General features: G+C 70.7%; 17 protein-coding genes. 11 read left to right on the top strand and 6 right to left on the bottom strand.

What is annotated here, in order from left to right:
• Positions 1–14 precede the first annotated feature (14 nt).
• From ACWDY5_RS19955 to ACWDY5_RS19935, 5 genes are all read left to right on the top strand, one after another.
• Positions 15–1,187, top strand: coding sequence for a cytochrome P450 (locus ACWDY5_RS19955; RefSeq protein WP_449723675.1), 1,173 nt, complete (start codon positions 15–17; stop codon positions 1,185–1,187).
• Positions 1,188–1,189: 2 nt separating this feature from the next.
• Positions 1,190–1,822: a VC0807 family protein gene (locus ACWDY5_RS19950; protein ID WP_449723674.1), complete on the top strand. Its 633-nt coding sequence runs from the start codon at positions 1,190–1,192 to the stop codon at positions 1,820–1,822.
• A 190-nt stretch (positions 1,823–2,012) separates the two neighbouring features.
• Positions 2,013–3,134 (top strand): transcription termination factor Rho, encoded by a 1,122-nt coding sequence (gene rho, locus ACWDY5_RS19945; protein ID WP_449723673.1) that lies wholly within the window; start codon positions 2,013–2,015, stop codon positions 3,132–3,134.
• Between the two features lie 18 nt (positions 3,135–3,152).
• Positions 3,153–3,650 (top strand): HAD domain-containing protein, encoded by a 498-nt coding sequence (locus ACWDY5_RS19940; RefSeq protein WP_449723672.1) that lies wholly within the window; start codon positions 3,153–3,155, stop codon positions 3,648–3,650.
• A gap of 114 nt (positions 3,651–3,764) precedes the next feature.
• Positions 3,765–4,019: a hypothetical protein gene (locus ACWDY5_RS19935; RefSeq protein ID WP_449723671.1), complete on the top strand. Its 255-nt coding sequence runs from the start codon at positions 3,765–3,767 to the stop codon at positions 4,017–4,019.
• Between the two features lie 95 nt (positions 4,020–4,114).
• Here the strand turns inward: ACWDY5_RS19935 and ACWDY5_RS19930 are convergent, their stop codons facing one another.
• Both ACWDY5_RS19930 and ACWDY5_RS19925 read right to left on the bottom strand, forming a co-directional pair.
• Complete coding sequence (locus tag ACWDY5_RS19930) at positions 4,115–6,637, bottom strand: excinuclease ABC subunit UvrA (protein WP_449723670.1); 2,523 nt, start codon at positions 6,635–6,637, stop codon at positions 4,115–4,117.
• 159 nt (positions 6,638–6,796) lie between these two features.
• Positions 6,797–7,165: a winged helix-turn-helix transcriptional regulator gene (locus ACWDY5_RS19925; RefSeq protein ID WP_449723669.1), complete on the bottom strand. Its 369-nt coding sequence runs from the start codon at positions 7,163–7,165 to the stop codon at positions 6,797–6,799.
• A gap of 198 nt (positions 7,166–7,363) precedes the next feature.
• Between ACWDY5_RS19925 and ACWDY5_RS19920 the strand changes: the two genes are divergently transcribed.
• On the top strand, positions 7,364–7,672 hold the full coding sequence (locus ACWDY5_RS19920) for a winged helix-turn-helix transcriptional regulator (RefSeq protein WP_449723668.1): 309 nt from the start codon (positions 7,364–7,366) through the stop codon (positions 7,670–7,672).
• Between the two features lie 80 nt (positions 7,673–7,752).
• Here ACWDY5_RS19920 and ACWDY5_RS19915 read toward each other — a convergent pair whose 3' ends face one another.
• A complete protein-coding gene (locus ACWDY5_RS19915) occupies positions 7,753–8,184 on the bottom strand; it encodes a PPOX class F420-dependent oxidoreductase (protein ID WP_449723667.1) in 432 nt (143 codons plus the stop codon).
• Between the two features lie 304 nt (positions 8,185–8,488).
• Here ACWDY5_RS19915 and ACWDY5_RS19910 point away from each other — a divergent pair, with 304 nt between their 5' ends.
• From ACWDY5_RS19910 to ACWDY5_RS19900, 3 genes are all read left to right on the top strand, one after another.
• Positions 8,489–8,866, top strand: coding sequence for a nuclear transport factor 2 family protein (locus tag ACWDY5_RS19910; protein ID WP_449723666.1), 378 nt, complete (start codon positions 8,489–8,491; stop codon positions 8,864–8,866).
• Between the two features lie 508 nt (positions 8,867–9,374).
• On the top strand, positions 9,375–10,295 hold the full coding sequence (locus ACWDY5_RS19905; RefSeq protein ID WP_449723665.1) for a helix-turn-helix domain-containing protein: 921 nt from the start codon (positions 9,375–9,377) through the stop codon (positions 10,293–10,295).
• Positions 10,296–10,353: 58 nt separating this feature from the next.
• Positions 10,354–11,340 (top strand): zinc-binding alcohol dehydrogenase family protein, encoded by a 987-nt coding sequence (locus tag ACWDY5_RS19900; RefSeq protein ID WP_449723664.1) that lies wholly within the window; start codon positions 10,354–10,356, stop codon positions 11,338–11,340.
• A 58-nt stretch (positions 11,341–11,398) separates the two neighbouring features.
• Here ACWDY5_RS19900 and ACWDY5_RS19895 read toward each other — a convergent pair whose 3' ends face one another.
• On the bottom strand, positions 11,399–12,934 hold the full coding sequence (locus tag ACWDY5_RS19895; RefSeq protein WP_449723663.1) for an FAD-dependent monooxygenase: 1,536 nt from the start codon (positions 12,932–12,934) through the stop codon (positions 11,399–11,401).
• A gap of 189 nt (positions 12,935–13,123) precedes the next feature.
• On the opposite strand from ACWDY5_RS19895, the gene ACWDY5_RS19890 reads away from it, so the two are divergent.
• Complete coding sequence (locus ACWDY5_RS19890; protein WP_449723662.1) at positions 13,124–15,283, top strand: ATP-binding protein; 2,160 nt, start codon at positions 13,124–13,126, stop codon at positions 15,281–15,283.
• Positions 15,284–15,352: 69 nt separating this feature from the next.
• Positions 15,353–16,342: a BTAD domain-containing putative transcriptional regulator gene (locus ACWDY5_RS19885; RefSeq protein ID WP_449723661.1), complete on the top strand. Its 990-nt coding sequence runs from the start codon at positions 15,353–15,355 to the stop codon at positions 16,340–16,342.
• A 4-nt stretch (positions 16,343–16,346) separates the two neighbouring features.
• On the opposite strand, the gene ACWDY5_RS19880 is transcribed toward ACWDY5_RS19885, so the two are convergent.
• Positions 16,347–17,522 (bottom strand): serine hydrolase domain-containing protein, encoded by a 1,176-nt coding sequence (locus ACWDY5_RS19880; protein WP_449723660.1) that lies wholly within the window; start codon positions 17,520–17,522, stop codon positions 16,347–16,349.
• A 141-nt stretch (positions 17,523–17,663) separates the two neighbouring features.
• Entirely contained in the window at positions 17,664–19,115 is a 1,452-nt protein-coding gene (locus ACWDY5_RS19875; protein ID WP_449723659.1) for a trypsin-like serine protease, read from the bottom strand.
• Positions 19,116–19,138: the final 23 nt, after the last annotated feature.

The following is a 19,138-nucleotide window of genomic DNA, read 5'->3' as shown; positions in this document are numbered from 1 at the left end:
CTACCGTCGCAGACGTGAAACTCCCGATCCCGCGCACCTGCCCGCACACCGAACCACCGGAGTACGCCCGGCTGCGGGCCGATGATCCGGTCGCCAGGGCCACCCTGCCCAGCGGCGACCGGGTCTGGCTGGTCAGCAGGCACGCCGACGTGCGCACAGTGCTCACCGACCCGCGCTTCAGCATCGACGCCACCCGCCCCGGCTTTCCCCGCAGACGCCAGGGCGAGCGCCCACCCGCGCGGCGGCGGCCGTTCCTGGACACCGATCCGCCCGAGCACGGGGAGTACCGGCGGATGCTCAACGCCGAGTTCACCGTGCGCAGGGTGACCGCGCTGCGGCCGGAAATCGAACAGGTGGCCGACCGGCTCATCGACGACCTGGAAGCGAGTGGGCCGGAGGCAGACCTGGTGTCCGCGTTCGCACTGCCGCTGCCCTCGCTGGTGATCTGCCGGATGCTCGGAGTGCCCTATGCCGACCACGAGTTCTTCGAGTCGCGGACCCGTATCGCGCTGAGCCAGGCCAGCAGCGCCGAGGAGTCGGGCGCGGCCACGGGGGAGCTGTTCGACTACCTGGACGCGCTGTTCGAGCGGCAACAGCGCGATCCGGCCGGGGACCTGATCAGCAGGCTCGCTGCGGGGCCGGTCGCCGAGGGCAGGCTGAGCAGGCCCGGCGCGGTGGGCATGCTGCTGATCCTGCTGGTCGCCGGCCACGAGACCACCGCGAACATGATCTCCCTTGGCCTGCTCACCCTGCTCGGTGAACCTGAGCTGTGCCGGGAACTCCGCGAAGATCCCCGGCGTATGCCCGCGGTGGTCGAGGAACTGCTCCGGTTCCACTCGGTCGCCGACACGGTGGCCGCCAGGGTCGCCACCGCCGACGTCGAGCTGGGCGGCAGGCTGATCCGGGCGGGGGAGGGCGTGCTCACCCTCGGCCTGTCCGCCAACCGGGACCCCGAGTTCCTCGACCGCCCCGACGAGTTCGACCCGGCCCGCCCGGCCCGGCACCACCTCGCCTTCGGGCACGGACCGCACCAGTGCATCGGCGCGCACCTGGCCCGCGCCGAGCTGGAGATCGCCTTCACCCGCCTGCTCACCCGGCTGCCCACGCTGCACCTGACCTCGGCGGAGTTGCGCTACAAACAGCAGGCGCAGGTCTTCGGCCTCGACTGCCTGCCGGTGGGGTGGTGACCATGCCGCGCAACCGGTTCACCTGGCTGCTGGGACTGGTGCTGGACATCGGCCTGTCCCCGCTGACCTTCTACACCGCCCGCCTGTTCGGCTTCGACAACCTGACCTGCCTGCTGGCCGGCACCATCGCGGTGGGGCTGCGCGCCGGATACCTGCTCTGCATCCGCCGCCGGGTCGAGCCACTGGTCCTGCTCATGCTGCTGACCAGCCTGCTCAGCCTCATCGCCGCCCTGCTGACCAGCGATCCCCGGCTCATGCTGCTGCGCGAACCGCTGATCACCACCGCGGTCGCGCTGGTCTTCCTCGGCACCTGCCTGACCACCCGGCCCGCCCTCTTCCACGTCGCCAAACGCATGCGCGGCACGGGCACCGAGGACTGGGACCAGCGCATTGCCGCGGAACCCGCGTTCCGCCGCCTGTTCCTGCTGCTGACCGTGGTCTGGGGCGGCGGCCTGCTGGCTGCCTCCGCGGTCAGGGCGGTGCTGGTCTACCGGCTGCCGATCGAGGTGATGGCCGGGCTCAGCCAGGTGATCGAGCTGGCCGCGATCGGGCTGCTGGTGGCGTGGACGATGTGGTTCCGCCGACGGCCGCACGCCGCGACCGCGCCGCGTCCGGACCGGGCGGTCCGCTCCTGACCTGGGCTTGGGGGTGCCGTGGGACAACTCACTGGGCGAGCCGCGCGCGGTCTGCTACCGTGAAGACGTCTACCGCTCGCGGGTTCTGGACAGTCGTCCCCCAACAGCCGGTTTCCGATTTCACGATTCCCCCCTCGCCGGACGTGGCTACCCGCCTTCCCCGGCGAACCCACTCACGGAAAGAAACCCCATGTCCGACAACACCTTCACGGTGTCCGGGGTGCTCGACACCCAGGACAACCGCAGCTACCTCCGCAACCACTCCTACCTGCCCACCCCCGAGGATGTCCTTGTCCCCCAAGCCATCGCCGGTGCCTGCAAGCTACGCCGAGGCGACCTCGTCACCGGAGTCGCGCAGCCAGCCGGAAACGGGAAGCTGCGCCTGACCCAGGTCGAGACGGTCAACGGCCAGGACCCGCTGCGCGCCGCCACCCGCCCGGCCTTCACCGACCTGACCCCCATCCACCCCCGCGACCGCCTGCGCCTGGAAACCACCCCGCAGGCGCTGACCACCAGGGTGATCGACCTGCTCATGCCGGTCGGCAAGGGCCAGCGCGCGCTGATCGTGGCCCCACCCAAAGCGGGCAAAACCACGGTGCTGCAAGCGATCGCGCACGCGATCAGTCATAACCACCCGGAATGCCACCTGATGGCGGTCCTGGTCGGTGAACGCCCCGAGGAGGTCACCGACTTCGCCCGCACCGTGCCCGGCGAGGTCATCGGCGCCACCTTCGACCAGCCGCCCCGCGAGCACACCGCACTGGCCGAGCTCGCCATCGAACGCGCCAAACGCCTGGTCGAACTGGGCCAGGACGTGGTGGTGCTACTGGATTCCCTGACCCGCCTGGGCCGCGCCTACAACCTGGCCGCGCCCGCCTCCGGCCGCATCCTCTCCGGCGGCATCGACGCCGCCGCGCTCACCCCGCCGAAGCGGTTCCTCGGCGCGGCAAGGGCGATCGAGCAGGGCGGCTCCCTCACCATCTTCGCCACCGCCCTCATCGACACCGGCTCCGCGGGCGACAACCTGATCTTCGAGGAGTACAAGGCCACCGGCAACGCCGAGCTCGTGCTGGACCGAGGCGTCGCCAACCAGCGCCGCCACCCCGCGGTCGACATCCGCCGCACCGGCACCCGCAAGGACGAGATCCTGTGCTCCGCAACGGAAATCGCGGCCACCCGCGCCCTGCGCCGCGCCCTGCACACCTGCGAACCCCACCAGGCGGTGGACAAGCTCCTGGACGGCCTGCGGGCCACCCCCAGCAACACCGAGTTCCTCACCCAACTCCTCCGGGCCACACCCCGCGCCGCCTGACCTCGCTATCGTGCGTCCGTGACCGGCGCCGCACCACCTCCGCTGCTGTTCCTCGACGTCGACGGCCCCCTCATCCCGTTCGGCGGGCAGTCCTACCCGACATACCCGACCGGCCCGCAAGCCCCGGCGAACCCGTTGCTGTCCAGGCTCAACCCCGCGCACGGCCCCCGCCTCGCCGCCCTGCCCTGCGAACTGGTCTGGGCCACGACCTGGATGGAAGAGGCCAACGAGTGCCTCACACCGCTGCTCGGACTGCCGCGACTCCCGGTGGTCGACTGGCCAGAACCGTCCGATGTGGACGAACAAGACGAGCGAACCGGCTTGCACTGGAAGACCCGCGCCCTGGTCACCTTCGCCGCCGGACGCGCGTTCGCCTGGGTCGACGACGAGATCACCGCCCCCGACCGCGCCTGGGTGTCCGCCCACCACCCGGGAACCGCGCTGCTGCACCGGGTCGACCCGCGGCACGGCCTCACCGGCGCCGACTACGCCAAGCTGACCGAGTGGCTGCGGTAGCTGCTGGTCAGCGCCGTTGCAGCGGTCCCAGGTTGGCGCGCACGGTCGCCGTCAGCGGGTGCTCCGCGCCCAGCGTCTGCTCGTGGTCGGCGAGGGTGGCCTTTCGGCGCATCGGTGCGTGCTCTCGAACAAGCCCGTGCCGGCGATGCCGCGGCACTGGCGCTCGCAGTCGAGTGTCTGGTCGCGGCCGAGGTGCATGGCGTCCGCGCCGAGCTCTACGAGGCGCTGAGCGACGTGGACCGCACCGGGTTAGCGAACTTCCTCGACCTGTTCGTGGCGACGCACCTCCGGCACTGCGGCCGCCGGCTGCACGAGCTGCGGCGCGCCGAGACGCGACTCGACGCACTCGGCGTGCCCCCTCCACGTTGACCACCAGCCGGAACGTGTTCGTCCGCTCGGTCCACGCTCAGCAATCCGCACCCCACCACCACCTGACGGTGCTTCGTCAGATGTCGAGGCGGCCCTCAGCTGGCTGTCCTCTGAGGCGCGAGGTGTTCGCGGAGGTACCGGGCGGTGAGGCTGTGGGGATCGCGGGCGAGGCGTCGCGGTGTTCCGGTGGCGACGATCATGCCACCGGCGGTTCCGCCGCCGGGGCCCATGTCGACGACGTAGTCGGCATTGGCGATCATGTCGAGGTCGTGTTCGATGACGATGACGGTGGCGCCCTTGCCAGTGAGGCGCTGGATTACCGACAGGAGCGTGCGGATGTCGAGGGGGTGCAGGCCGACGCTGGGTTCGTCGAGGACGAAGAGGGCGTCGGTCTGGTCGCGGTCGAGCTCGGAGGCGAGCTTCAGGCGTTGCGCCTCTCCGCCGGACAGCGCGGTCGTGGCTTCGCCGAGGGTGAGGTAGCCCAGCCCCAGGTCGATGAGCGTCTCCAGCCGGTTCCGGACCCGGCGCATGTCCTGGACCTGTCCGACCGCCTGCCGGACGGTGAGGGCGAGCAGGCCGGGCAGGGAGATCTCTTCCGCACCAGGGGAGGCTCGCCGGTGTTCGCTCGCCGCCGGGGCGTAGCGGGAGCCTTCGCATTCCGGGCAGCCGATGTCGACGTCGGGGAGGAACTGCACGTCCAGCGACACCTGGCCGGTGCCTTCGCAGCGGGGACACCGCAGCGATCCGGTGTTGTAGGAGAAGTCGCCTGCGGCCAGCCCGTGCTCGCGCGCCGTGGGTGTGGCCGCGTAGGCACGTCGCAGCTCGTCGAGAACGCCGCTGTAGGTGGCCACGGTGGAGCGGACGTTGGCGCCGATCGGGGTGGCGTCGACGACGTTCACCCGGCCGATTCCCCCGGCGTCCACCGTCCTGACCCAGGCGGGAGGCCTGCCGCCGGAGGTTGCCGCTTCGAGTGCCGGGACGAGGCTTTCGAGGATCAGCGTGGTCTTTCCCGATCCGGACACGCCGGTCACCGCGGTCAGGCGACCCCGCGGGATGTCGAGGTCCAGGGCGTGAACCGTGTGCAACGGGGTGGTCGCGAGGTGGATGCGACCGTGGTCGAACACCTCGTCGTCGTCTGGCTGGGGGCGGACGACAACCGGTTCCCGCCTGGCGAGAAAGCCGCCCAGGAGGGACTGCGGGTTCTCGGCGAGGGTGGCCACCTCGCCGGTGGCCAGGACGCGTCCGCCGTCGGTGCCGGAGCCGGGGCCGATCTCGATGAGCCAGTCGGCCTCGCGCAGCACCTGGACGTCGTGGTCGACGAGGACGACGGAGTTCCCGTCCTTCAGCAGGTCCCGCATCACCCCCAGCAGTCCGTCCACATTGGATGGATGCAGGCCGATCGAGGGCTCGTCGAGAACGTAGAGCACACCCGTCGTCTCGTTGCGCACCGCGCGCGCGAGCTGGACACGTTGCCGCTCACCGGTGGACAACGTCGACGACGCCCGGTCGAGGCTGAGATAGCCCAGGCCCAGGTCGACCAGCCGACGCGCGGTCTGCAGCAGCTGGGCGGTGATGCTCCTCGTCATCGGGACCATGTCCCGCGGCAAGGTGCTCTCGATCCCTGGCACCCAGGAGGTCAGTTCGTCGAGGGTCTTGGCGGTGGCCTCGGCGAGGTTGATCCCGTCGGCCTGGGACGCTCGCGCCTGTTCGCTGAGTCGCGTGCCGTGGCAGGTGGGGCACACCTGGGTGCTGATGAACCTGTTCACCCGGTTCAGCCCGCGCTCGCTGGTGGCGTTGTCCAAAGCCTCCTGCACGGCCTGCCGGGCGTTGCGGTAGGTGAAGTTCAGCTCGAACAGCTTGCCGTTCTTGGACGGGACGGCGATGTGACGCTTCTCCGCCGGACCGTGCATCACGACGTCGCGCTCTTGCGCGGTCAGCTCCGCATACGGCACGTCGGCGCGTACCCCGAACTCCGCGACAACCTGCGGCATCACCGTCAGCCCGAACATGGACCACGGGGCAACGGCTCCGTCCGCGATGCTGAGGGACGGGTCGGGGACGAGACGTTCCTCGTCGATCTCGCGGACGACTCCGGTTCCCGTGCAGTGCGGGCACGCGCCGTCGGAGTTGAAGGCGAACGACTCCGCGCCCGGCGGGTAGAACGAGACATCGCACACCGGGCAGGTCAGGTTGAGGTTGAGCGCGACGTCGATGGTCGGCTGCTGGCGATGGCCGTTCGGGCAGCAGTGGGAACCAAGCCGGGAGTACAGCAGGCGCAGGATGTTCAGCAGTTCGGTGGAGGTGCCGAACGTGCTGCGCACACCGGGAACGCCTGGGCGCTGCCGCAGGGCGAGCGCGGCCGGGACGTGCCTGACGCTGTCGACGGCCGCTCGCGGGGCATGTGAGATCCGCCGGCGCGTGTACGTCGACAGTGCCTCGATGTAGCGCCGGGACCCTTCCGCGTACAGGACCCCCATCGCCAGGGAGGACTTGCCGGACCCGGACACCCCCGCGAGTGCGACGAGCTTGCGCAGCGGCACTGTGACGTCGACATCGCGGAGGTTGTGCACCCGTGCCCCGCGCACCTCGATCGCCAAAGGCTGATCGTCGTCGCCCATGAGCGCCTCTCATCCGGCTACGGTTCCATGGGTATTCCACAGAACTTGCTTCCAAGGAAACTATACACAGTGGACAGTCGATCACCCGTGCCGGACGTGAGCTGCGTGGAGGTCTTCGCGGTGAACTCAGGCCGGTGGTCTGTCCGTTCGCACCGGTGGTCAGCGACGGTGGTCGTAGGCTTCGCGGGCCGTGAGCACTTTCTCGAGGTGCTCCTCGGCCCAGTTCCCCAGCGCGCGCAGCGGTGCGTGCAGGGTGTGCCCGAGCGAGGTCAGCTCGTACTCGACCCGCGGTGGAACCTCTGCGAACACGTGGCGGCTGACGAGGCCGTCCCGCTCCAGCTCCCGCAGTGTGCCGGTGAGGACCTTGCCACTGATGCCGTCCACGGCGGAGCGGAGGTCGGAGAACCGCAGTCTGCCGTCGCCGAGCGCGGAGACCACCATGGCCGTCCACTTGTTGGTGATGCGGGCGAGCGAGGTACGTGACGGGCAGGTTGCCGTGAGCACGTTGAACTCGGGGTGCTCGGCCATTCTTGCTCCCTGTCGGTCACGTACGGGTAGTTGACAACCGTACTCGCCTCCGCGTGCGCTGTCGTTGGTGCTGTCCTATGCTCACCGCTGGTAACCGGTCACCTCAACGTAACCAATGAGTGGATGTGGCCCTTGTCGCAGAATCCGAGGTGGGCCGCCTCGACGGCGATTTGGTCGACGCGCACCTCGCTGGCGCGCATGGACAACAAGTGGACGGCCATGGTGGTGATCGCGCTCGGCCGTGGCGACGGCCTGCGCTTCCGCGACCTGCGTGCGGTGGTCGAGGGGATCAGTGCGAAAGTGCTCACCGAGACCCTGCGGGACCTGGAGCGTGACGGGATCGTCGCGCGGCACGAGTACGCGGAGATGCCGCCCAGGGTCGAGTACGAGCTGACCGCACTCGGGCGCACCTTGCACGTGCCGCTGCAGGCGCTGGGCCGATGGGCGGAGGAGCACACGGCAGAGGTGCTCGCGGCGCGCGAGGCTTACGACGCCGGCAGTCACTGAATCCGTGCAAAGATCCACGGAAGTTGATTCCGTGAAATCAACTTCCGCGGATCGTTTCGGGCCGGTGCCGCGCTTGCGGGTCAGGAGGCGATCTCGGCGAAGGCCGAGATGCGCTGCAGACGCAGTCGGCACACCAGCATGTCCGGGCTGGAGTTGCGCCTGCCGTACTCCTCCGCCCTGCCCTCGGGGACGTACCGCTCCGCGAGCTTGGTGTTCCATTCGAGCAGTTCGTCCGGATCGTCGGTCAGGACAACCGGGCCGCAGACGGTCACGTACGCGTACGGGAACTCGTCGCTGTCCACGGTCAGCGCCGCGCGAGGGTTGGCCGCCAGGTGCCGTCCCTTGAGGCTGTCACGTCCGGTGCTGAAGACCACGTCGTCACCGTCCACTGTGAACCACAGCGGCGAGAGGCTGGGGGCGCATGGCACCAGATTGCCGCCAAACACGGCCGACCGCACCGGCGACTGATCGTCCTCTGTGGACTCTCGCGCTGTGGATGTGATGTGCGTCATGCAACTCTGTTGGTTACGTTGAGGTGACTGAGCACTGATGGTGACCATTGGAGCCACAGGGGAACGAGCTTCGAAGGGACACGGGTGATGGTGCAGTCGACCGAGCCGCAAGTACTTCGAGGTGTTGTCCGCCAAGGACTTCGCCACGGTCGCGGCAATGCTCGCCGATGACATCGTCTGGTGCCAGCCTAGAGCCAACCAGTTCTCCGGCACTCGTTCTCAACCGGCCTACCGCGGCCCCCGCATGACCTTAACCAGATAGGTCGATGCCGGGATACTTATCACAGTGAGAATGGGAGTTTCCGTGAGCAAAGAACAGGACAACAAGGAAATCGCCATCGAGGCGTATCAGCGCACGTTTGGTGATTTGGACGCGGCTGCGGTCGATGAATTTTTCAGCAAGGATTTCAAGCAGCACAATCCAACGATCGCCGACGGTCCGGAGGGTGTAAAGGCGCTTGTGCGAATGCTCTCTTCGCAAGGAGTGTCAAAGCAAAAAATCGAGTTCAAGCATGTCGTTGCCGAAGGCGACATCGTCATCCTCCATTCGCGCTACGAAATGGCGGGAGCCGAGTGGCGGTTTATCGACATTTATCGTGTTGAGAACGGCCAGTTGGCTGAGCACTGGGATGCGATGATGCAGATGCCGGAAGCGCGTGCGAACACGAACCCGATGTTCTGAAGAGGACGGTTCTCCGGCGTTCCCGCCGGGAGGCAGACGGCGTGTCGCGGGGGTCCTCAGCACCCCTGCGCACCGCCCCAAAGGGGCATACTTGGACCACAGGCGCGAAACACGATGAAATCTCGCGCTCAAGCCCACGTGCCGGCGACCCGCAACAGTTCGGTCAGCCCATCGCGGTCATCCTGGCGTGGGGTCTCCGATAGTGATGGAGCCGTCATAGCGGCCACCCTCCTTGTTCCGGGAACAGGACGGGCAGGCAGGTAACGCGCGCGTGCGGGTGGTTCCCGCGTCACTGGTGCGAGCGCGGCGGTTGCCATGGACCGAGCGGAGCGCAAGTTGGTGCGGCCGCCGGCCGGAGGCTGCCGGCCACCAGCCGACTGGCCTGGAGCTGGAGCGCTCAGCTCCGCGAGTTCGAAACCGGTCGAGTGCCGGTTTCGGGCGAGTTGCCGGGGTCTGGGGTGAGAATGGGCTTGAGTTTCCACCTGCTGGAAGGTTCAGGCTGCTCCTCGTGAACGACGAAGACGAGCTGTTCACCATCGGACAGCTCTCCCGCAGCACCGGTCTGTCGACCAGGACCATCCGGTTCTGGTCCGACAGTGGACTGCTGCCGCCCACCGCCAGGTCCTATGGGGGTTACCGGCTCTACGACGCGGCCGCGGTCGGCCGGCTTGAGCTGGTGCGCACCTTGCGTGAGCTGGGGATGGACCTGGACACGGTGGCCAAGGTGCTGGCCGAGCAGGTCACGGTGACCGATGTGGCGCGGACGCATGTGACCGCGCTGGATGCCGAGATCCGCACGTTGCGGGTGCGGCGGGCGGTGCTGCGGGCGGTCGTTCGACGTGGCGGAACTACCGAGGAGATGAAACTCATGCACGAACTGGCGCGACTGTCCGCGGGGGAGCGGCAGCGCATACTGGACGAGTTCGTCGAGCGCGCGTTCGACGGCACCGACCCGGCGGCACCCGGGGCTGGGCTCGCGGACTCCATGCGGCAGCTGCCTGCCGAGCTGCCCGACGACCCCACCGATGAGCAGGTCAACGCCTGGGTGGAGCTGGCGGAGCTGGTGCGGGACGAGGACTTTCAGCGCCGGGTCCGGGAGATGGCGGTGGCCGGGTCCGAGCAGGCCGGGCAGCAGTCGCCGGACTTCGGGATCTCGGCGGAACTGGTGGTGGCGCACGCGGGTGCGGCGCTGGCCGCCGGGGTCGCGCCGGACGCGCCGGAGGCCGCGGCGTACCTGGACCGGATCGCGCCGAAGCTGCCCGCGGCCGAGCGGGCCGGGGTGGCCGATCAGCTGGCCACCTTCACCGACCGCAGGGTGGAGCGGTACTGGCACCTGCTGGGCGTGCTCAACGGGTGGCCGCCCCGGCCGGCCGGGCCTGCGGTGCCCGCTTTCGAATGGGTGATCGCCGCGCTGCGGGCCTCGCACTGATCGAATGATCCGCCCCGGTCCGGGAACTTTTCCGGACCGGGGCAGGTTGCATCACGGCATGAGGATGATGCGTGCGGTGGTGCTGGCCGGGCCGGGTCCGGTGGAGGCGCTCCAGCTGCGTGAGGTGCCGGTGCCGGAGGCGCGCGAGGGGTGGGTGCGGATCAAGGTGGAGGCCTTCGGGCTCAACCGTTCCGAGCAGCACCTGCGCACTGGATTGGCCGCCAACCCGGTATTTCCGATCATTCCGGGCATTGAGGCCGTGGGCACCGTGGATGCCGCGCCGGGCGGTGAGTTCGAGCCGGGCCAGCCGGTGGTGGCGATGATGGGCGGCATGGGCCGGGCCTTCGACGGCGGCTACGCCGAGTACACCCTGGTGCCCGCGAGCAGCGTCATCCCGGTGCGGACCAGCCTGGACTGGGCCACCCTCGGCGCGCTGCCGGAGATGCTGCAGACCGCGCACGGCTCGCTGCACACCGGCCTGGCGATCCAGCCCGGCCAGAGCTTCCTGGTCCGCGGCGGCACCTCCTCGGTGGGCGTGGCGGCCGCGGTGCTGGCCAAGGAACACGGGCTGGAAGTGTTGTCCACCACCAGGAACCCGGCCAAGCTGGACGCGCTGCGGGACCTGGGCGTCGACCACCCGCTCATCGACGACGGCCGGATCGCCGACCAGGTAAGGGAGATCCGGCCGGAGGGCGTGCACGCGGCGCTGGAGCTGGTGGGCACCAACACCCTGCCGGACACCTTGCGCGCCACCGGAAAGCACGGCACGGTCTGCTTCACCGGCATGCTCAGCGACCAGTGGACCATCCCGGACTTCTACCCGATGGACTACCTGCCCAACGGCGTCCGCCTCACCGCATACGGCGGCGAGAGCAGTGACCTGCCGCAGGCGGACCTCCAGCGCTACCTGGAACTGATCGAGGCCGGGAAGCTGCCGGCGCGCATCCACCGGGTGTTCGCGCTGACCGAGATCCGCGAGGCCCACCAGCTGATGGAGGACGGCGGCGCGGTGGGGAAACTCGTGGTCAGAGTTGGTTTCCAGTAGGCAGTGGCGGCCGCGCTGCCCCTGGCGGAGGCAGCGCGGGCGCACCGTCTAGTCGAGCTCAGCGGGCGGCCGGGTCGCCGAACCAGGTGGCGAGCGCCTCGCGCAGTGCGGGGCCCGCGGTGTCCGCGGACTCGTCGGTGACTGCCACCCAGGCGATGTGCGCGTCCGGGCGGATCAGCAGCAGGTCGGCAGGCCGGTCCTCGCTCTTGGCGGTGACCAGGTCGACCCGGTGCCGCCAGTCCGCGGCGACCTCGTGCAGGTCCGCCCGCCCGGTCAGGTCGAGCAGCACCGGCCGCGCGGCGGCGAGCAGCTCGGCGACGCTGGTGCCGCCCTGGTCGGTGTGCAGGGCGAGGTCGGGGGCGAAGGCGCCGACCAAGGGGTGCCGGTCGGCGCCGGGCAGCGGGTAGCGGAAGTCCGAACCCGCGATCATGGCGCCGATTCGCCGGGCCGCGGGCTCGTCGGCGAGCAGTTCCTGGAACACCGCCCGCAGCGCGTCGGCGGCCGCGTCCTGACCGCGCCGCAACGCCACCTGGGCCTGGGTGTGCTGGAGCGTGCGCGCCCCGGCGAAGTGGCGCTCGCGGTGATAGGTCTCCAGCAGCCCCTCCGGAGCCCATCCTTGCAGGACGGCGGCCAGCTTCCAGGCCAGGTTGACCGCGTCCAGCATGCCGGCGTTGAGCCCGACCCCGGTGGCCGGGAACTGGTGCGCCGCATCGCCGGCGAGCAGGATCCGCCCGTCCCGGTACCGCTCGGCCTGCCGCGCCTGGTGGCGGTAGCGGGAGAGCCTGCTGGCCTCGCCCATGGGCAGGTCAACACCCAGCACCCGGCGCACGCTCTCGCTGACCTCGGCCAGCGTCATCGGCGCGTCGTCCTCGGGCTGGGTGAACTCGTCCTCGGTGGTGTAGACCATCAACGTCCCGGGGGAGAGCGGCCCGAAGGCGAACACACCCCGCTCGGTCCTGGTGAAACCGGCGCTGATCAGGTGCTGCCCGGCAATGTCCAGATCGCCGTTGGCCAGCACCCGCACCGAGTCCGGCAAGGTCACGTGCGCGAACCGGTTCACCTCCGGATAGACGGTGCCAGGGAACGGAATCCCGGCCAGCTCCCGCACCGGGCTGCGCGGCCCGTCACAGCCCACCAGGTACTTGCCCCGCACTTCGTACGGCCCGTCCGGCCCGCGCACCTCCGCGGTGACCCCGTGCTCGTCCTGGCTCACCCCGAGCATCTCGTGCCCGCGCCGGATCTCGGTGCCCAGCTCCAGCGCGTGGTCCTCCAGCACCCGTTCCAGTCGCGCCTGCGGCAGGGGCAGCGCGTGCATCGGCGGATCCGGCAGGCGGGTGAGGTCCACGTGCACCCCGCCGAAGGGGAACCGGGGCGGCGGCAGCGGACCGGTGGTGGCCGCGACCAACTTGTCCAGCACACCCCGGTAGCGCAACAGTTCCAGGATCTGCCCGCCCAGCCCACCGGCCTTCGGGATGTCCCGCAGCTCCGGCTGCCGCTCCAGCACCAGCGGCCGCACCCCGGCCAGCCGCAGTTCACCGGCCAGCGTCAGCCCGGTGGGGCCCGCGCCCACGATGATCACGTCGGCGTCCGTCATTCGCACCTGGGTACTCCCGTTTCCGCTGGTTGAGGCTACGGCGGGAGATTCTGCGGCATGACCGGGGTCTTGCCGCAAGGCCCCCGGTGCGCTATATGTTGGAGTGGGACGGAGTAGCTGCTCCATTTTCCCCTTCTTCCGCGCGCTAACCTCGCCCTGGTGTGATCCGCGCCGGAGGGGGAGTGACGGGTGACGGGCCGATTCGGCTTGCTGCTGCGGCAGTTCAGGGGCCTGGCGGGGCTCACCCAGGAGCAGTTGGCGCAGCGTTCCGGGGTCGGTGTGCGCACCATCGGTGGGCTGGAGACCGGCAAGCGGGCCGATCCCCGGCCGTCCACGGCCCGGCGGCTGGCTGACGCGCTCGAGCTGGTGCCGCCCGAACGCGGCCGGTTGCTGGCCGCGGCCGTCGGTGATTCCGCGCCGCCTGCCAGTGGCCGCAACGATTTGCCGGGGGACACCGCGGAGTTCACCGGGCGGGCCGAGGAGGTTGAGCGGCTGCTGGCGGAGCTGGATGACGGCCGGCCGCGGACGGTGGTGATCGACGCGATCGACGGTATGGCCGGGGTGGGCAAGACCACGCTCGCCGTGCACGTCGCGCACCGGCTGGCCGGGCGTTATCCCGACGGTGCGCTGTTCATCGACCTGCACGGGCATGCCAGCGAGCGGGAGGCCACCGATCCGGCGGCGGCGCTGGAGATGTTGTTGCGCGCGCTGGGGGTTGGCGGGGAGCGGATTCCGGCTGGGCTGGATCAGCGGGCCTCGTTGTGGCGGGCGGAGCTGGCCGGGCGGCGGGTGCTGGTGGTGCTGGACAACGCGGTGAGCGCGGCGCAGGTGCGGCCGTTGTTGCCGGGGGCGGCCGGGTGTCTGGCGCTGGTGACCAGCCGGGGGCGACTGGCCGGACTGGGCAGTGGGCGGGCGGTGTCGCTGGACGTGTTGTCCGCCGGGGACGCGGTCGTGTTGTTCGAGCGGGTGGCTGGGGCGGAACGTGTTGCGGGACAACGGGAAGCCGTGGCGGAGCTGGTGCGATGGTGCGGGTTCCTGCCGCTGGCGGTGCGGATCGCGGCCGCCCGGTTGCGCGGGCGTCCGGCGTGGACGGTGGCGGATCTGACCGAGCGGTTGCGGGAGGGGCGGCTGGCGGGGGTGGGCGCGGCGTTCGAGTTGTCCTACCGGCAGCTCACGGTTGCGCAGCAGCGGCTGTTCCGGTTGCTGGGGCTGCATCCCGGGCCGGACATCGAGCGGCGGGCCGCGGCCGCGCTCGCCGGGATCGAGGTGGTCGCTGCCGAGGAGTTGCTGGAAGAGCTGGTGGACGCGCACCTGCTCCAGCAGCCGGTGCCCGGCCGGTACCGCTTCCACGACCTGGTGCGGCAGTACGCCCAGCGCCTGGCGGCGGGCGAGGCGGACCGGGAGGCCGCGTTGGCCGGGCACTACCTGAGCACCGCGCACGCCGCGGACCGGCTGCTGGCCCCGCACCGCGAGCCGATCCCGCTGGAACCGCCCGCCGCGGACAGCCACCTGCGGGACGAGGCCGCGGCGCTGGCCTGGTTCGACGCCGAGGAGGGCAACCTGGCCGCGGTGCACAGGTTGGCCGGGGACCGGGGGTGGCACCTGCTGGTGTGGCAGCTGGCCGGTGCGCTGGACGTGGTGCACCGGCGGCGCGGGCGGCTGCACGGGGCGCTCGCGTTGTGGCAGGCCGGGCTGGCCGCGGCCGAGGCGCTGGGTGATCTGGCCGCGCGGGCCAGGGGGCACCGGCTGCTCGGGCACGCTTTTGCCAGGGCGGGGCAGCACGAGGAGGCGGTGCGGCATCTCGGGCAGGCGCTGGAGCTGGCCGAGCAGAGCGGCGATGCGCTGGCTCAGGCGCACACCCAGCACACCCTCGCCTGGGCCAGGGAACAGTTGGGGAACAACGAGCACGCGCTGGCGCACGCCACCCGCGCGCTGGAGCTGTACCGGGGGCTCGGACTGCCGCTGCGGGAAGCCCAGGCGCTCAACGCGGTGGGCTGGTACCACGCCCTGCTGACCGACTTCGAGCAGGCCCGCGCGCACTGCGAGAACGCGTTGTCCCTGCTCAGGAAGCATCGGGACAGCGCAGCGCCGGACAGTCTCGGCTACACCCTGGACAGCCTGGGCTACATCGCCCAGCACACCGGCAGGCACGCCGACGCCCTGGACTACTACCGGCAGGCGCTGACCGTGTACCGCGAGCTCGGCAACACCTACGAGGAAGCCAACACCCTGGCCAAACTCGCCGAGGCCCAGCTCGCGCTCGGCGAGTCCGGACCGGCCGGTGACGTGTGGCGGCAGGCGTTGCGGCTGTACCGGCGACAGGGGCGCAGGCCGCAGCCGAAGCGGTAGTCGCGACCGGCCACAAATGGCCGGTCCGTGGCCTGGTCGGCCGCCCGGACCTGACCGCACGCTCAGCGGGTGCCCAGCCTGACCACCGAACAGCTGACCGGAACCGAACGCGAGGTGTTGCGCGCGCTCGGCCGCGGCCGCACCGACGCCGAGATCGGCCGCGTGCTCGCGGTCACCGAGCGGGCGGTGGCCGAGCACGTCCGGCGCATCCGGGCCAAGCTCGGCCTGCGCGACCGGGCCGCGGCCATCGTCTACGCCTTCGACCACGGCATCACCCTCCCGCTGGCCGCCCCGGTCCAGGCCGCGCGGCTGCGGATCTCGATGCTCGGACCCGTGCGGGCCTGGCACGGCGCCGAAGCGCTCGACCTCGGGCCGGTCCGGCAGCAGAGCCTGCTGGCCGCGCTGGTGCTGCGCCCGGACATCCTGGTCAGCCAGGCCGAGCTGCTGCACCGGGTGTGGGGGCTGGAACCGCCGCTGGGCAACGTGGTCCCGGTCTACGTCTACCGGCTGCGCAAATGCCTGCACCGCGGCGCGGACCCGGTGATCGAACGGGACCGGCGCGGCTACCGCTTCCTCGGCGGCGCGGTGGATCTCGACCTGACCGGGCTGGCCCGGATCGCGGCGGAGGCGGCCACGGCCGAGCGCGCGGGTGACCTGGCCGAGGCGGTGCGGGCCTACCGCCGGGCGCTGGCCCTGTTCCGCGGTGACCCGCTGGCCGGACTGCTGGGACCGTTCGCGGAGACCGAACGGCTCCGGCTGACCGACCGGCGCGTGCACCTCGCCCTGCGCACGGCGCACTGCCAGCTGCGCCTGGGCAGGCACGCCGAGACCCTGGACGAGCTGTGGGCGCTGGCCTCGGTGCACCCGCACCACGAACCGGTGGCCGCACTGCTCATGCGGGCCCTGAGCGCCGGCGGCAGACCGGCCGACGCGCTGGCCCTGTTCGACCGGGTGCGTGACCGGCTGGCCGCCGACCTGGCCGCGCGGCCGGGTCCGGAGCTGCGCCGGATGCGGCAGGCGGTGCTGCACGGGGTGGCGGGCGACCCCGCCACCCCGTGACGCCTCACCGGCTGCCGCAGAGCGCGGACTCGATCACGTCCACCGGGGTGGGCTTGATCGAGGTGGCCTCCCAGGCGTTGGTCATCATCGAGGCGTGCCTGCCGTCCTCGGTCACCGCGGTCAGCGAGGTGTAGCCGGAGGTGGCGATGCCGTTGTGGAACCAGGCATTGCCGCCGCAGGAGAGCGCGAGCTGTTGCACGCCGAGGCCGATGCCGAGCCAGCGCGGGTCGGACGGGTTGGGCATGGTCGCGATCCGGCGCATCTCCGCCCCGGTGGCCGCGGAGAACAGCCCGCCGTCCACCACCGCCCGGTAGAACTTGGACAGATCGGCCATGCTGGACAGCACCGCGCCTGCCGGGCTGCCGATGGACGGCTCGGAGATGAGCGGCGCCGAGGTGGTCTCGGTCCAGAAGAAGAACGGACCGGCCCGCACACCCCGGTAGCCGGACAGGTACGGCGCGGGCAGCGAGCGGTCGCCAGGGCCGGGGAAGGTGGTCCTGGTCAGGCCGAGCCGGTTGATGATCCGGCTGGTGATCGCCTCGCCGATGGAGACGCCGGTGAGCTTCTCGATCAGCAGCCCGTTGATCATGTAACCCAGGTTGGAGTACTCCACCTTCGCGCCCGGCTCGGCCACCGGCGGGAAGGTCCGCAAGCCCACCTCGACCAGCGGCCGCAACTCCACGCTGCCGTCCGGCTTGAGCAGTCCGGCGGCGTTCTGGGCGTAGGTCAGCACGTTCGGGTTGGCCACCCCGCCGGTGTGCTGGAGCAGCTGCCGCACGGTGATCCGGTTGCCGTCGTAACCGTTGCCCTGCACCAGACCTGGCAGGTAGCGCTCGATCGGCTCATCCAGCGCCACCTTGCCCTCATCGACAAGTTGCAGGACCACCGCGGCGGTGAAGGTCTTGGTCTGGCTGCCCACCCGGAAGTGCTCGTCCGGCCGGATCGGCCGCGCGGGCCCGCTGATCGACGCGGTGCCCGCGCTCAGGTGCCAGGAACCGGTCCGGTTGCCCGCGTACACCGCCGCGCCCGGCCCGGCGTGCGACTGGTAGCCGTTGAGCAGCGCCTGGGTGTCGGCGTGGCCGTCGGCGGCGTGCGCGGTGCCGCCCGCCACCACCGAACCCGCCGCGGCGAGGGCGGCCAGCGCCGCTGCCACCGGTCTGCGCCCGAGTCTCTTGATCACGAAGAACCCCCTTCTCGGTAGCCGTCGTGCTACCGGCGGCAGCCTCCCAGCGTGCGCTGAAATCCGGATGAGATGGCTGGTCGCGACGGGTGCGGAGGAGCCCGTGCCGCGGGCGGCGGCACGGGCTCCGGCCCGCGGGGGTCAGCGCACGGTGAGGGTGAACTCAGTGCTGCCGGACTTGCCCGCGCTGTCGGTGGCGGTGATGGTGATCTTGTAGGTGCCGGTCTGGAACGGGACGCCGACGCTCATCCGCGAACTGCCGCCGGGGCTGACCGTCGCGGGCATGAACATCGGCCGCGAGGGCAGGCCCTCGGCGCTGAGGCTGATCGTGCCGCTGCCGCCGGTGACGGCGACCGTGGTGTTGATGAACCCGCCCGGCCCGGAGGTGGCCGAACTCGGGGTGGCCGCGGGCTTCGGGCCGTCGGTGGCGCCGCCGTCGCCGACGGTGAGGGTGTACTCGGCGGTCTTCGCGCCGGAGCCGCCCTTGGCCGTGACGGTGATCTTGTGGGTGCCCTTCGGCGTGCTCGCCGCGGTCTCGATGGTCAGCTTGGCCACCTCGCCCGAGGTGATCGAGGCGGGCTGGAAGGTGGCGGTGGCCCCGCCGGGCAGGTCGGCGGCGCTGAGCTCCAGCTTCTCCGCACCCTGGTCGCCCGCCTTGCTGGTGACGCTGGTCGAGACGTGCTTGCCGGGCTCGACCTTGCCGGATGACGGTGAGAGGCCAACGGTGAACTTGCCGTCGCCGGGCTGCCCGCCGATCTCCTTCCTGGCCCAGTCACCCATCTCGTTGGTCAGCCGCGCCATGACGCTGTAACGGTCGCAGCCGCTAGCGCCCCAGGACACCACCCCGGCCACCACACCGTCCACAATGTACGGACCGCCGCTGTCGCCACTGCACGTCCCGGTGCGGCCGTTGTCGTACCCGGTGCACACCATCACATCCGGGTTGACCCGGACGTTGAAGACCTGGCAGTTCTTGGCGTCGTTGACCGGCAACGTGGTCTTGTACAGCGCGCCGGAGCCGCCGCTGGAGCTGGTCCGGCCGTAGCCGAAGACGGTGCCGGACTTGTCCGGCTGGGTGAGCCCGGTGTCACCGGAGCCCGCCACCTTCGCCCACTGGCTCTCCGGCACGGGCAGGTCGTCCGCGGTGGTGATCACCGCGACGTCGTACCCGGTCTGCCAGGAGCCCGGGCCGGTGTAGCGCGGATGCGCCTTGAAGGAGGTGACCTTGGTGCGGAAGGTCTCATCGCCCGCGGTGTTCAGGTCGTCGTCGCCGTAGATGTAGCTCTTGGCGCCGGTGGCATCGATCATGCAGTGCGCCGCGGTGAGGATCTTGCGCTTGCCCACCACCGCGGCGGTGCAGGACTGGCCCTGCGGCCCGCCGCCGCCGGCGCGGATACCCGCGATGACGAAGGGGTTCTCCTTGACCGTGGTGCGCTGCCCGTTGATGACGTTCGCGCCCGCGTCGCCGGGTTTGAGCTCATCGGTCGGGACGGCGGCGGTGCTGATCGGGGCGGGCTCGGCCGCCGCGGTCACCGGCATGGCCAGCGCGGCCAGCGCCACGCACAGGGCGGTGACCAGACGTGTTGTTCTCATGGTGCTCCTTGACTTGCAGGGGA

The sequence above is a fragment of the Crossiella sp. NPDC003009 genome (assembly GCF_053591555.1).
Note: the sequence above shows the minus strand (reverse complement) of the source record. Positions and strands in the feature narration are given on the sequence as shown.